Source organism: uncultured Winogradskyella sp. (assembly GCF_947498345.1).
Classification (GTDB): domain Bacteria; phylum Bacteroidota; class Bacteroidia; order Flavobacteriales; family Flavobacteriaceae; genus Winogradskyella.
On sequence record NZ_CANMJY010000018.1, the window covers coordinates 1 to 13,160 of the forward strand.

A 13,160-nucleotide genomic window follows, 5' to 3' on the forward strand; every position below is an offset into this window, starting at 1 on the left:
AACCGCCAACCGTTAGGTTTTCTGGCAATTCGGATATCTGTGTCCCTCGTAGGTCAAGAGAACCGCCAACCGTTAGGATACCTTTTTTAAATTCGTAAGTCTCTCCTACTTCTTCTATATAGGGTATAAACTTAGTTTGATTCAATGTTTTCATAGTTTCTGATTTTATTACAATTTTTATGAAAGCGAATAAGCTACACAATTAGGTCTTTGATTTGTGGTCTCGCTAATTTCAAGGGTTAGTCCCCTCTGCTACATCCGCTTATTAATTCTACAGTTAAATATTACTTATCTCTTCTTCAATCTCAACAATAACTGTATTGAGTAATTTTTTAAATCTATCAGTAAATCTTTTTGGTATATCAACTCTTTCAGAGTCTCTTAAACTACCATAATGTTGTACAACCTCAAAATGTGCTGAATTACTGTATTCTCTATCATTAAAAAGACTTTCATATTTTTTTAAGTCCTCTAATTCTTTTAGCAAAGCAGATGCTTCTTTAATTCTTTCTATATCCATAGTTTTCGTTATTTACAGTTTATTAAGTTGTTTTAATCTTCTAAATTTTTCCCTTGCCAATCGGATTACCGGTATCATTTCATCATAGGAATATCCAGCGTCTTTTAGGGTCTTTATGATTTTTTCTGCTATTTCGTGTTCTTTTTTTGTTGCCATAACTACAGTTATTTATTAAGTATTAGTTTCTTCGCATTTTTATTGTTATGATTCTTGTGAAAGGCTTTATAATCATAACCTTCATGGTCAAATATTTTATATATAGAGCCTTAAGAAATTTGAAAACAACCACATATATCCTCTAAAGTCGTAGTAGGATTTTTATGCATCATTACTACAGCAGGTGATATCTTTTTAAGTTTTTCACTCAACCCTTTTGGGCGGCCTAATATTTTACCATCTGCTTTTGCCCGTCTTAAACCATCTAAAACTTTAGCGTTACTTTGCTTACGATTAAATTCTGCTAAAGCACCAAAAATTTGAAATACCAATTGTCCTTCAGCAGATTGAGTGCTGTCTGTATTAATAAATGGGTTAGTTAAGTCTTGGAAGTCAACGCCAATATTATAAAAGTGCTCTACAAGTGTAAGTAAGTGTTTTAGGTTCCTACCTAATCTTGACAAGTCATAAAAAACAACTTTGTCTCCACACCTTAAACGGTCTATTAATCTTTGCAATTCTTCTCTATCATCCTTTTTGCCTGAATCTTTATCTAGGAATATATTAGAGTCTTTAATACATAAAAGTTTAAACTTATCAACTTGCATCTCTAAATTTTGATTTTCCGTACTTACTCTGCCATAACCAAAGACTTCCCTGTTTGTTTTAATTCCTTGCATAGTTTTAATAGACTTTGTTTTTTTGATTATGTTTAAATTAGTGCTCTTTAGACTTGTAAATCATATACAAAAAAGAGTACAAAACATTAAAATATTTACTGTATTTACGGGTGTTTCCGTTGTTTTGTGTGGACTGTGGTAATAACGAGTTTTGTTAAACTTTTGTTTAATCTATACCATAAATACTAACGAATCTTTACTTTCAGGCAAAACTTTATCAACCATGAAAAGAATACTACTCATTTGTATGTTATCTCTAGGCGTTTATATCAATGCTCAAGACTCAGAAACTGAAACTGTAAAGGCAACTATTGTTGAATTCTTCGATGCCTTCCATAAACAAGATACAACAGCTTTAAAAACAATGGCTAAGGGTGATATTAAAATGCAATCTATATTCGTAACTCCCGAAGGTGAAACAGTTTTAAAAGAGAGTGATTACAATCAATTTATGAAGATGTTAGCTAGTATACCAGAAGATGCAAAATTTGAAGAACGGCTTTTAGATTTTAGTATTCAGGTTGATGGTAATATGGCTAATGCTTGGACACCCTATGAGTTTTGGTTCAATGGTAATTTTAGCCACTGTGGAGTAAACTCATTTCAGCTTATTAAGGAAGATGATGCCTGGAAGATTATCTATTTAATAGATACAAGAAGACGAAAAGGGTGTCAACAATAGATATTACATAGAGCTTTAGATTTTAGATAAGTTAGTTGCTAAAAATCTAACTTATCTAATTATCTAGCTAACCTAAAGATTTAACAAGTCCAAATTAACAATCTGCCATATTCACACTAATGGCTAAACCTCCTTCTGAGGTTTCCTTGTACTTGGTATTCATATCTTTTGCAGTTTTCCACATAGTATTAACAACTTTATCCAGAGGAACTTTAACATTATTAGGATCTGTGTCTAAAGCAAGTTCAGCTGCGTTAATGGCTTTAATTGCTCCCATAGAATTACGCTCTATACAAGGCACTTGGACTAAACCGCCAATAGGGTCACAGGTTAAGCCTAAGTGATGTTCCATAGCAATTTCTGCTGCAACTAATACCTGCTCTGGTGTACCTCCAAGTAATTCGCATAATGCTCCAGCAGCCATGGCTGAGGATACACCAATTTCTGCCTGACAACCTCCCATAGCGGCACTAATTGTAGCTCCCTTTTTAAAGATGCTTCCAATTTCACCTGCAACTAACAAGAACTTTTTAATATGTTCAAAATCTGCTTTGTGATTTTCAATTACCATATAATACATTAATACTGCAGGAATCACACCAGCACTGCCATTTGTTGGTGCAGTAACCACACGACCCAATGACGCATTAACTTCATTCACGGCTAAAGCAAAACAGCTTACCCATTTTAAAATTTGACGGAATTTAACCTCCGTTTTTCTTATTATTTGCAACCATTCTTCAGGATTGTTGTATTCAAAATTACCTATCAAGTTTTTGTGCATATCATATGCACGTCGTCTTACGTTAAGACCACCTGGGAGATTACCTTCAGTATGGCAGCCTGTATACATACATTCTAACATGGTGTTCCAAATGCGTTTCAATTCAAAATTTATAGAATCAATCTCTCTGATGGATTTCTCATTTTCTAACACAACTCCAGAAATAGGTAACTCTAAATGTTTGCAAAATTTCAACAATTCATCACCATAAGAAATAGGATAAGGGAAAGTACAATAGAAGATGATTTTATTTGCTTTTGAAACTTTACGTTCTTCCTGTACGACAAACCCACCACCAATAGAGTAGTAGGTCGATTTATATTTTCTGCCATTAATTAAAGCCGAAAACGTCATCCCGTTGGCATGGAATGGCAAAAATTTTCGATTAAATATGATGTGTTGTGTAATATCAAAAGGAAGCTTTTTTTCATTGTTAAAATGAAGCGTATTCGTATTTTTTATATCAGCAATGATAGTATCTATTGTCTCAACCGGAATTTGTTCTGGATCAGCACCACTTAGTCCTAATAAAACGGCATAATCTGTAGCGTGTCCTTTTCCAGTTAATGCTAAAGAACCATATAAATCGACGGTAACTTGTTCAACTTTATTAAAGCGGTTTTTGGCTTTTAATTCTTGCATCCAACGCTCAGCTGCACGCCATGGACCTAAAGTATGTGAACTCGATGGTCCTATACCAATTTTAAGCATATCAAATACAGAAATACATTCCATTTTATTTGTTGATTTAGTCTCTCACAAATATACATTTTGTTTAGTAAGATTTTTTTAAATAAAAAAACAGCCTCGATACTATATCAAGGCTGTTTGTTCATTTTGTCTATGCGTAAAACTAACGTCTGCTAAACTCTTCGATTCCATACATATTCATAACAGCATCTAAATCAGAGAAGTCTACACGTCCAACATTGTCAGCTGGCACTACAACAACTCTAAATACTTGTGCTTGCGTCCACTCTGCGCCCAAGATATCTAAATCCGAGCCTTCTAAAAAAAAGCGAACATCAGTTTGCGTAAAATCATAGTTATATACCAGATCATTCCCATCTTCAAAAATTACAGTTTGCGGTACAAGTCTCCATACATCTTGGCCATTTGCTATTTCCCACGAAATATATACTAGAGTAACATCTGTAGGTAGTACTTGAAAACCATAAGGTTCAACAAATTCATAGTTGTTCTCTGGTGTAAAATCCAATTGAATTTCAAAGGCTGAGGAAGCAATAATAGCTCCATCTAAACCATCCCTACCATCTTCACCGTCACAAGAGGTTAATAATAAAGCAAATACGGAAATAAAGGTTAAAATACGTTTCATAATTAATAGTTTTTTCTTTTGTGTATCAAATGACGTTCCAAACTATCGTACTGGAAAATTATTTTTCAAAAAAAATCAATCTGACATCATGTCACAATTTCTGTCATGGCATAATACTTGACCTAAGGTAAGCGAGTTTAAAATTAAAACATGATACTTTCCGTAAAGGCGGAAAACTAATAACAAATATAATTATGAGTAAGATTATTGGAATTGATTTAGGTACAACCAACTCTTGCGTTTCTGTAATGGAAGGTAATGAGCCAGTTGTAATCCCAAACGCTGAAGGTAAGAGAACTACACCTTCGGTTATCGCTTTCGTTGAAGGTGGTGAAATTAAAGTTGGTGATCCAGCAAAAAGACAAGCAGTAACAAACCCAACAAAAACAGTTTATTCTATTAAACGTTTTATGGGTAACAAATATTCTGAATCTAAAAAAGAGGCAGAGCGTGTACCATATAAAGTGGTGAAAGGTGATAACGATACACCTAGAGTAGATATCGATGGTCGTTTATATACTCCACAAGAATTATCAGCTATGATTCTTCAGAAAATGAAGAAAACCGCTGAAGATTACTTAGGGCAAGATGTGTCTGAAGCTGTAATTACAGTGCCAGCATATTTTAATGATGCACAGCGTCAAGCTACTAAAGAGGCTGGTGAGATCGCTGGTCTAAAAGTGAGACGTATCATTAACGAGCCTACGGCAGCAGCTTTAGCTTATGGAATGGATAAAAAAGGTACAGATCAGAAAATCGTAGTATTCGATTTTGGTGGAGGTACACACGATGTTTCTATTCTTGAATTAGGTGATGGTGTATTTGAGGTATTATCTACAGATGGAGATACACATTTAGGTGGTGACGATGTAGACGAAAGAATTATCGATTGGTTAGCAGAAGAGTTTATTGCAGATGAAGATATGGACTTACGTAAAGACCCAATGGCTTTACAACGTCTTAAAGAAGCTGCTGAAAAAGCGAAGATTGAATTGTCATCTTCTGCCCAAACAGAAATTAACTTACCTTATGTTACTGCAACAGCTAGCGGACCTAAGCACTTAGTACGTACATTAACACGTTCTAAATTTGAGCAATTAATTGATGATTTAATTAAGCGTACAATAGAGCCATGTGAAACTGCTTTAAAAGCTGCAGGGTTATCTAAATCTGATATTGATGAAGTAATTTTAGTAGGTGGTTCTACACGTATTCCTGCTGTACAAGAAGCAGTAGAGAAATTCTTTGGGAAAGCACCAAGCAAGGGTGTAAATCCAGATGAAGTGGTATCTTTAGGTGCAGGTATTCAGGGTGGTGTACTAACAGGTGATGTAAAAGATGTTCTTTTATTAGACGTAACACCATTATCGCTTGGTATTGAAACTATGGGTAATGTAATGACCAAGCTGATTGAAGCTAATACTACGATTCCAACTAAGAAATCACAGGTATTCTCAACGGCAGCAGACAATCAACCATCGGTTGAGATTCACGTATTACAAGGTGAACGTCCAATGGCAGCAGATAATAAAACAATAGGTCGTTTCCACTTAGATGGAATTCCACCAGCAAGACGAGGAACACCTCAGATTGAAGTAACGTTTGATATTGATGCTAATGGTATCATTAAAGTATCTGCTGAAGATAAAGCAACAGGTAAAAAACAAGATATTAGAATTGAAGCCTCATCTGGATTAACTGAAGAAGAAATCGAAAAGATGAAAGCAGAAGCGGAAGCCAATGCAGAGGCAGATGCTAAAGCTAAAGAAACTGCAGATAAGTTGAATCAAGCTGATGCTATGATCTTTCAAACTGAAAAGCAACTTGAAGAGTTTGGCGATAGATTATCTGACGATAAGAAAAAGCCAATTGAAGATGCTTTAGAAGAGTTGAAGAAAGCTTATGAAACTAAAGATTTAGCAGTTATAGACCCAGCTTTAGAAAAAATAAATGAAGCTTGGAAAGTAGCTAGTGAAGAAATGTACAAAGCACAGGCAGAAGCACAGGGTGGAGCTGCAGGTCCTGAAGCAGGAGCTCAAGATCAACCAGCTGATGAAGGTAGCGATGTAGAAGACGTGGACTTCGAAGAAGTTAAATAACTTCACGGAATCTAGATAGTAAAAAACGCAGTTAAATTAATAGCTGCGTTTTTTATTTTGATTAAATCTTATATTAACGTTTAATAAACTTTTTTAGAGCCTTGCGGCCATCTTTGCTTCTTATAGACATTATATAAATACCTTGAGATAACCGGGATACATTAAATTGCTTTTCTGATGCTATGAATTCTATATTGGTAAAGACTTGTAGAGTTCTTCCATTTATATCTGTTATGGTCACAACATCTATCGAGGTTGAAGTATTGGTTTGTAATGTAATAATAGAATTTACTGGATTAGGGTAAAGAGATATATTGCTATTAAGATTATTATCATCAATACTTAGATTTTCTTCAATTGTAATATCAAAAGAGCATGGTACTGAGTTACCCGAGATATCTGTAATTTGAAAAGTGTTTGTCGTTGTGCCTATAGGAAAATCACTACCACTAGCAAGACCAGCTGTTTGGGTAGGTATATAATCAATTTCTAAAAGATACCTATAAGAGCCACCATTGATAACATCATTCCATCCTCCACTAGATTGTACTACAGTATAATCTTCATTTCCTGCATTATTAGGTTCACCTGGATTCCAATTGTTATACGTTGAAGAATCGCCACTTTGCCATTCAAAACTACCTTCTGTAGTAATATCATTATAACCAATTAACACATCACCAGCAGCTCCAACCAAACTAATAGCATTTACTAAAAGGTCGTTGTCTGAGTTATTTCTTATAGTACCAACAAAACCACCTTGTGCTAAAGCATCATTAAATGCATCTTGAGGTGAAAAACTGGCATCAGATACATAATACGCTTTGTTATTGATGTTCGCTAAAGGTGTAAAACCGGTTAACGGGTTAATGAGGTCGCAATTATCCGTTGGACTTAAACTATAATTTACAACTGCACTCATATCACCAGAATTAGCTACCATTTGTGTAATATTACTTGGACAATTTGCTACTGGGTTTTCATTATCTGTAACAGTTACTGTAAAACTACAGCTAACGGTGTTATTATCACTATCTGTAACACTAGCAAAAACCTCAGTAACTCCAACAGGGAAGGTTTCTCCAGAAGCCAATCCAGAAGTAATTGTAGGTGCTAAAGCTCCGTCTTCATCATCGTTAGCAGAGAGGTTATAATTTATAAGTGCCCCGCATATACCAGCATCGTTATTTACATCAATATTAGCTGGGCAGGTAATTATTGGTGCATTACCTATTGTTTCAAAAAGCTGCACATCAGCTATTTGATTTATGGTACTTGCAGCACACGTTCCGGTAAAGTTAACTCTGTAAAAAGTATAGCCTGTTGTGTTAGTAAATGAGAATGTTCTGGATAAGAAACGATCAGGAACACAAGGAATATTACCAGTTGCTATACTTGTATAATTTGTTCCATCATTTGAACCAAATATTTCATAATTTGTAGGATCCCTTTCTGGTGCGTCATTAGCAGTAACTATTTCTATAGCAACTGCAGTTTTAGATTCACCCAATAAGTCTACATCAAACCCAATACCATCAAAAGCATCAAAATCTAAAAATTTTGTACTTGAATTCTGGTCGATAACATTTTGAACTGCTTCTCCACCTGGAGAATTAACACTGCCAAAATTGACTGCCGTATGTATAGTATCATCAAAAATACCTTGTGCAAAGGTATAAGCGATACTAAACAAAAAAAGTAAAGTAAAGTGTAATTTTTTTTTCATGATTGGTTGATTAAGTTATACTAAATAATGTCTTAAAGTTATACTATTGAGTTGAAGATGTCAAAATATTAATTGCGTTTTTGTATTTTCCGACTTCATTTTAAAAATGATAGATGCTCGATTTAAATCTCTTAATACCAAGTACAAAACCCAATCATCTTGCTGTTAAACTCACATCAAAAGGAGAACAAGCAGTAGTTAAAGGACACCCTTGGGTGTTTTCGAAAAGTATCATAAAAATTAATGACGACGCTAAAACTGGGGATTTGGCAATTATTTTTAGTAAGAATAAAAATAAAGTTATTGGCATTGGTCTCTACGATTCACAATCACCAATTCGAATTAAAATTATTCATAACGCTGAAACCAAAGCAGAGATTAATGCTGATTTTTTTCATAATAAAATTGATACTGCCTTTAATAAGCGTCTAGAATTATTAAAAACCAATACGAATAGCTATCGTTTATTGTTTGGTGAGAATGATGGTTTTCCAGGATTAATTGCAGATGTTTATAATACGGTTTTAGTCGTTAAATTATATTCTGAAATTTGGTTACCTTACTTTGAATCACTACTAGAAAGCCTTCAGCAAGTTTCAAGAGCAGATACAATTATAATGCGTTTAAGTAGAGCTCTACAAAACAGCAAAAACCATAATTTTAAAGATGGTACCGTAGTTTATGGTAAGCTAGAGAATGAAGTTGTTGAATTTATTGAGCATCGAGTAAAGTTTACAGCTAATGTAATTAAAGGTCATAAAACAGGTTATTTCTTAGATCATAGACATAACCGAAAACGCGTAGGTGAATTAAGCAAAAACAAAACTGTTTTAGATGTGTTTTCCTATGCAGGTGGATTCTCTGTTCATGCTTTAGCTAATGGAGCTACTGAAGTGACAAGTTTGGATATAAGTAAGCAAGCCTTAGATATGGCCAGAGAAAACGGAAAGTTAAATCCATATTCTGGAGTTCATAAAACCATTTCTGGTGATGCCTTTGTAGAAATGAAAAACCTTATAAAAAGAGGTAAGCGCTTCGATGTCGTTGTTATAGATCCACCGAGTTTTGCTAAGCAACAATCTGAAATAGATTTGGCTAAGAAAAAATATGCACAATTAGCTGAATTAGGGGCAAAGCTTGTAGCAAAAAAAGGCCTGTTGGTTTTAGCTTCGTGTTCTTCTAGGATTTTGGCACAATCGTTTTTTGATCTAAACACTAGAGTACTCAATTCGCAACCACGGCTTTTTAATACATTACTTAAAACTAACCACGACAGTGATCATCCAATAAGTTTTATTGAAGGAGCTTATCTTAAATGTGGATATTATCAATTTATGGAATAAAGTATTATGCGTGCATAATAATATTTGTCTTATATTTGTTTCTCAAACTTAGGGTCTATGACAACGAAGCTTACACAACTTTTAAATATTAAATACCCAATTATACAGGCACCAATGTTTTTAGTGTCTAATGTAGCAATGGTGAAAGAAGCTATGAATGCAGGTATTGCTGGTTGTATCCCTGCATTGAATTATAGAACACTTGAGGAATTAAGAATTGCTATAAAAGAATTAAAAGCTAGTAAAGTTGAAGGTGGTTCTTTTGGTTTTAATCTCATTGTTAACAAATCTAACATTAAATACAAAGGACAGTTAGAAGTATTGTGCGAAGAGGGATGTGATTTTATTATTACTTCCTTAGGAAGCCCTGAAGAAACCATTCGTCAGGCACATGCTGTTGGGATTAAAGTATTTTGTGACGTAACAGACTTAAAGTTTGCTAAAAAGGTAGAAGGTCTTGGTGCTGATGCTGCTATAGCTGTAAATAATGAAGCTGGTGGACATAGAGGAAATCTCTCCCCAGAAGAGTTAACCAGTTTGTTAAACGAAGAATTATCCATTCCTGTCATATCAGCAGGAGGTGTAGGTTGTAGAGCAGATATTGATAAAATGATAAGTTACGGAGCTGCTGGTGTTTCTGTCGGTAGTCCATTTATAGCTTCAGTAGAAGCTGGTGTTACAGATGAGTACAAACAAGCCTGTGTAGATTATGGTGCAGACGATATTATAATGACTGAGCGTATTTCTGGTACACCATGCACAGTAATTAATACACCTTATGTTCAGAAAATAGGAACTAAAGCTACCTGGATTGAAAACTTATTAAATAAAAATAGAAAACTTAAAAAGTGGGTGAAAATGATACGATTTTCAATTGGTATGAAGGCCACAGAAAAAGCAGCTAAAAAGGTAACTTATAAAACAGTTTGGGTGGCGGGTCCAAGTATAGAACATACTAAAGCTATTCTACCAGTAAAAGATATTGTTGCTAAACTTATAAATTAGACACACTCAATTTTTCGTCTTTCTTTTTACGCTTTTTTTTACCTGTAAAGATGTTAAAGCTGTAGCTGGCAACAAATCCACCTGCTGTTGTAGCTATAAATTCACTAGTATCAAATTTGCCACTTATAATATTTCCATCGTAAAATTCTTTAGAAAACCCGGCTAAAGTAGATATACCAAGGCTATACCAAAATGCCTTTTTCTTGTTTTTTGTTTTTGAATATACCAAGGCATATGTTCCACTAGATAACGCAGCACCTACTGCAAAATGCAGACCGTCATCTTCTAGAGTAACTTGAGCTGAGCTAATATTTAAAAAAGCAATTGTAAGTAGTGTTAATACAAGTTTCATGATAGGTTGGTTAGGTTGATGATTTGAAAAGTATACCTTTTAAATGTTATAGACTTCCTTTAATCGTTCGGATTTATATTTATACGTTAAAGTGTTTTATAGGAGCTCTTTTTGCCACTTCGCTATGTAGCTAAAAGTTATTACCTTTAAGCTGAAAAAAAATAATTTCAAAAAATGTCCTCTTTTATATTTTAAGAAACGTCTTAAGGATATAAACTTTTAAATTTTAACTTATGAAAAATTTTATGATGATTTTTACAGGAGCAGATTATGCCGATTTAGGACTATCTCCTGAAGAACTACAAAATCGAATGGGAAAATGGTTTGCTTGGGGACAGAAAATGGAACAAGCTGGCATACTTAGAGGAGGTGAAGCTCTAACACCTCAAATAAGACGAATTTCTGGTGAGAACAGAACCGTTACTGATTTAACCTCTGCTGAGGTCAAAGAAATAGTAGGAGGATATTATACTGTAGAAGCCAAAGATTTTGATGCTGTTCAAGATATCGCTCAAGACTTTCCGGACTATGATTTGGGAGGTACTGTTGAGATTAGAGAAGTGATGGTTTTTGATAAGTAATGAAAGATAAAGACATAGACCATCTGTTTCGCCATCATAGTGGAAAGATGGTCTCTGTTTTAACACGGATTTTTGGATTAGCACATCTCGAAATTATTGAAGATGCTGTACAAGATACGTTTATAAAAGCGAGCTTATCTTGGCGCAAAGAACAACCAAAATATCCTGAAGCTTGGTTAACCAAAGCTGCAAAAAATAGGGTTCTTGATATCTTCAGGGCACTAAAAACTCAAAAAAAGCACGCAGATTTACTATCTACTGGTACTGATGTTATTGCAATTAACGAACTCTTTCTCGATAAAGAAATCGAAGATGCGCAGCTAAGAATGATTTTTACCGCTTGCCATCCAAAGTTGGATCCAAGAGACCGAATATCTTTTGCTTTAAAAACCGTTTCGGGTTTTAGCACTAAAGAGATAGCTTCTGCTTTACTTACAAAAGAAGATACAATTAAAAAACGCTTAATGCGTGCTCGAAAAGCGATACAAAAAGCCAATCTAAAGTTTTATATCCCTCAAGGTAATGAACTATTAGAACGCATAGAAAGCGTAATGGAAGTCTTATATCTTATTTTTAATGAAGGCTTTCACTCTAATAATAAAGATCAGCTTATTAGAGAAGATTTATGTGGTGAAGCCATGCGCTTATGCCAACTTTTACTAAAACAAAAAAACACAAGATCACCAGATGTATATGCGCTTTTTGCTTTAATGTGTTTTCATTCTGCAAGAATAGAAGCTAAGATAAGTGTAAACAATGAGATCTTAGATTTAAAGCAACAAGACCGTAGCCAATGGCATTTTCCTTTAATAGTACTTGGCAATACTATGATGAATAAAGCAGTAGAGACTGATTGTTTTTCCTGTTACCATTATGAAGCAGCTATAGCTGGTGAACATATACGTGCCAGAACTTTTGAAGACACTAATTGGAATCAAATTTTACAATGGTATGAGGCACTACATGCATTACAACCAATGCCATCTCATATATTAACAATGGCGGTTATATGTACGCAAACTAAAGCATATGAAAAAGCTGATAATTATTTTAATCAATTAAAAGTAGAAGATTTAGAACAACGAGGGTATTTGTTTTATGCGGCTAAATCAGATTATTACTCTAAAATAGAGAAGTATAATAGAGCATTAGAGTATATTAATTTAGCTTTAAGTTTAGTTAATAATAGTTTAGAAAAAGACTACTTGCTCAAGAAGTATTCCACACTATCACTTAAAGTTTAAAAACGTCTTGATGACATATTTTTCTTTTCACGATGTAGAGGTAAACTATAAAACCGCTCATTATGAAAACCCTATCTTTTCTATGCATTTTCTTGTGTGTTAACCTTTCATTTTCTCAGGTAGGTATTGGTACAACCAATCCTGACGCTTCTTCAATCCTAGAGTTAGAGAGTACAACATCTGGAATACTTATACCACGAATGACACAAGCGCAACGATTAGCAATAACAGCACCAGCAGAAGGCCTCTTGGTGTATCAAACTAATTCATCCTCTGGTTTTTGGTTTTATGATGGTTCAATTTGGAATCAATTAACCTTTGGAGCTTCAGGCGAGTTTCAAAGTATTGGTGGCATAGTACAAAATACTACTAATGTGGGAGGTGATGATTTTGTTTTTGGAAGCACAATATTATCAGGATCTGGCTCACGTTTCTTTTTCGATAAAAGTAAAGCAGCTTTTAGAGCTGGTGAAGCTTTTGGAAATGAATGGAATGACATTAATGTAGGAAACGGTTCTATAGGAATTGGAAGTGCAGTAACAGCATCGAGTTTTAATTCCTTGTCATTAGGATATTTCACAAATGTATCAGGGGATTATGCGACAGCAATCGGTCAGCAGAGTACAGCTTCAGGAGGCGCATCCCTAGC

The 13,160-nt window shown here is 34.5% G+C and carries 13 protein-coding genes and 1 pseudogene; 7 read left to right on the forward strand and 7 right to left on the reverse strand.

What is annotated here, in order from left to right; all coding sequences use genetic code 11:
• Nucleotides 1-277: 277 nt before the first annotated feature.
• From Q0912_RS17260 to Q0912_RS17270, 3 genes are all read right to left on the reverse strand, one after another.
• A complete protein-coding gene (locus tag Q0912_RS17260) occupies nucleotides 278-520 on the reverse strand; it encodes a hypothetical protein (protein WP_299117489.1) in 243 nt (80 codons plus the stop codon).
• Between the two features lie 12 nt (nucleotides 521-532).
• Nucleotides 533-676 (reverse strand): hypothetical protein, encoded by a 144-nt coding sequence (locus tag Q0912_RS17265; protein WP_299117492.1) that lies wholly within the window; start codon nucleotides 674-676, stop codon nucleotides 533-535.
• 110 nt (nucleotides 677-786) lie between these two features.
• Nucleotides 787-1,356 (reverse strand): recombinase family protein, encoded by a 570-nt coding sequence (locus tag Q0912_RS17270; RefSeq protein WP_299117495.1) that lies wholly within the window; start codon nucleotides 1,354-1,356, stop codon nucleotides 787-789.
• A 223-nt stretch (nucleotides 1,357-1,579) separates the two neighbouring features.
• Between Q0912_RS17270 and Q0912_RS17275 the strand changes: the two genes are divergently transcribed.
• Nucleotides 1,580-2,038, forward strand: coding sequence for a nuclear transport factor 2 family protein (locus Q0912_RS17275; RefSeq protein ID WP_299117497.1), 459 nt, complete (start codon nucleotides 1,580-1,582; stop codon nucleotides 2,036-2,038).
• 94 nt (nucleotides 2,039-2,132) lie between these two features.
• On the opposite strand, the gene Q0912_RS17280 is transcribed toward Q0912_RS17275, so the two are convergent.
• Complete coding sequence (locus Q0912_RS17280; RefSeq protein WP_299117500.1) at nucleotides 2,133-3,557, reverse strand: L-serine ammonia-lyase; 1,425 nt, start codon at nucleotides 3,555-3,557, stop codon at nucleotides 2,133-2,135.
• Between the two features lie 118 nt (nucleotides 3,558-3,675).
• Nucleotides 3,676-4,161 (reverse strand): hypothetical protein, encoded by a 486-nt coding sequence (locus Q0912_RS17285; protein ID WP_299117503.1) that lies wholly within the window; start codon nucleotides 4,159-4,161, stop codon nucleotides 3,676-3,678.
• Between the two features lie 194 nt (nucleotides 4,162-4,355).
• Here Q0912_RS17285 and dnaK point away from each other — a divergent pair, with 194 nt between their 5' ends.
• Complete coding sequence (gene dnaK, locus Q0912_RS17290) at nucleotides 4,356-6,260, forward strand: molecular chaperone DnaK (protein ID WP_299117506.1); 1,905 nt, start codon at nucleotides 4,356-4,358, stop codon at nucleotides 6,258-6,260.
• A gap of 73 nt (nucleotides 6,261-6,333) precedes the next feature.
• Here the strand turns inward: dnaK and Q0912_RS17295 are convergent, their stop codons facing one another.
• A complete protein-coding gene (locus Q0912_RS17295) occupies nucleotides 6,334-7,986 on the reverse strand; it encodes an HYR domain-containing protein (protein ID WP_299117508.1) in 1,653 nt (550 codons plus the stop codon).
• Nucleotides 7,987-8,099: 113 nt separating this feature from the next.
• Between Q0912_RS17295 and Q0912_RS17300 the strand changes: the two genes are divergently transcribed.
• Nucleotides 8,100-9,329 carry a class I SAM-dependent rRNA methyltransferase gene (locus tag Q0912_RS17300; protein WP_299117511.1) on the forward strand — a complete coding sequence of 410 codons (1,230 nt, stop codon included), beginning with the start codon at nucleotides 8,100-8,102 and terminating at the stop codon, nucleotides 9,327-9,329.
• Between the two features lie 57 nt (nucleotides 9,330-9,386).
• Nucleotides 9,387-10,334 carry a nitronate monooxygenase gene (locus Q0912_RS17305; RefSeq protein ID WP_299117513.1) on the forward strand — a complete coding sequence of 316 codons (948 nt, stop codon included), beginning with the start codon at nucleotides 9,387-9,389 and terminating at the stop codon, nucleotides 10,332-10,334.
• On the opposite strand, the gene Q0912_RS17310 is transcribed toward Q0912_RS17305, so the two are convergent.
• A complete protein-coding gene (locus Q0912_RS17310; protein ID WP_299117515.1) occupies nucleotides 10,324-10,686 on the reverse strand; it encodes a hypothetical protein in 363 nt (120 codons plus the stop codon). The genes Q0912_RS17305 and Q0912_RS17310 overlap by 11 nt on opposite strands.
• A gap of 233 nt (nucleotides 10,687-10,919) precedes the next feature.
• Between Q0912_RS17310 and Q0912_RS17315 the strand changes: the two genes are divergently transcribed.
• The 3 genes and pseudogenes from Q0912_RS17315 to Q0912_RS17325 form a co-directional block, all read left to right on the forward strand.
• Complete coding sequence (locus Q0912_RS17315; protein WP_299117517.1) at nucleotides 10,920-11,267, forward strand: YciI family protein; 348 nt, start codon at nucleotides 10,920-10,922, stop codon at nucleotides 11,265-11,267.
• Nucleotides 11,267-12,511 (forward strand): sigma-70 family RNA polymerase sigma factor, encoded by a 1,245-nt coding sequence (locus Q0912_RS17320; RefSeq protein WP_299117520.1) that lies wholly within the window; start codon nucleotides 11,267-11,269, stop codon nucleotides 12,509-12,511. The genes Q0912_RS17315 and Q0912_RS17320 overlap by 1 nt, the downstream gene beginning before the upstream one ends.
• A gap of 62 nt (nucleotides 12,512-12,573) precedes the next feature.
• Nucleotides 12,574-13,160 (forward strand): annotated as a pseudogene (locus tag Q0912_RS17325) (hypothetical protein); the annotation flags it as partial.

What these genes read in the sequence shown, in the direction of transcription:
- Q0912_RS17260 (WP_299117489.1), bottom strand. Translation starts at nt 520, where the DNA reads ATGGATATAGAAAGAATTAAAGAAGCATCTGCTTTGCTAAAAGAATTA.
- Q0912_RS17265 (WP_299117492.1), bottom strand. Translation starts at nt 676, where the DNA reads ATGGCAACAAAAAAAGAACACGAAATAGCAGAAAAAATCATAAAGACC.
- Q0912_RS17270 (WP_299117495.1), bottom strand. Translation starts at nt 1,356, where the DNA reads ATGCAAGGAATTAAAACAAACAGGGAAGTCTTTGGTTATGGCAGAGTA.
- Q0912_RS17275 (WP_299117497.1), top strand. Translation starts at nt 1,580, where the DNA reads ATGAAAAGAATACTACTCATTTGTATGTTATCTCTAGGCGTTTATATC.
- Q0912_RS17280 (WP_299117500.1), bottom strand. Translation starts at nt 3,557, where the DNA reads ATGGAATGTATTTCTGTATTTGATATGCTTAAAATTGGTATAGGACCA.
- Q0912_RS17285 (WP_299117503.1), bottom strand. Translation starts at nt 4,161, where the DNA reads ATGAAACGTATTTTAACCTTTATTTCCGTATTTGCTTTATTATTAACC.
- dnaK (WP_299117506.1), top strand. Translation starts at nt 4,356, where the DNA reads ATGAGTAAGATTATTGGAATTGATTTAGGTACAACCAACTCTTGCGTT.
- Q0912_RS17295 (WP_299117508.1), bottom strand. Translation starts at nt 7,986, where the DNA reads ATGAAAAAAAAATTACACTTTACTTTACTTTTTTTGTTTAGTATCGCT.
- Q0912_RS17300 (WP_299117511.1), top strand. Translation starts at nt 8,100, where the DNA reads ATGCTCGATTTAAATCTCTTAATACCAAGTACAAAACCCAATCATCTT.
- Q0912_RS17305 (WP_299117513.1), top strand. Translation starts at nt 9,387, where the DNA reads ATGACAACGAAGCTTACACAACTTTTAAATATTAAATACCCAATTATA.
- Q0912_RS17310 (WP_299117515.1), bottom strand. Translation starts at nt 10,686, where the DNA reads ATGAAACTTGTATTAACACTACTTACAATTGCTTTTTTAAATATTAGC.
- Q0912_RS17315 (WP_299117517.1), top strand. Translation starts at nt 10,920, where the DNA reads ATGAAAAATTTTATGATGATTTTTACAGGAGCAGATTATGCCGATTTA.
- Q0912_RS17320 (WP_299117520.1), top strand. Translation starts at nt 11,267, where the DNA reads ATGAAAGATAAAGACATAGACCATCTGTTTCGCCATCATAGTGGAAAG.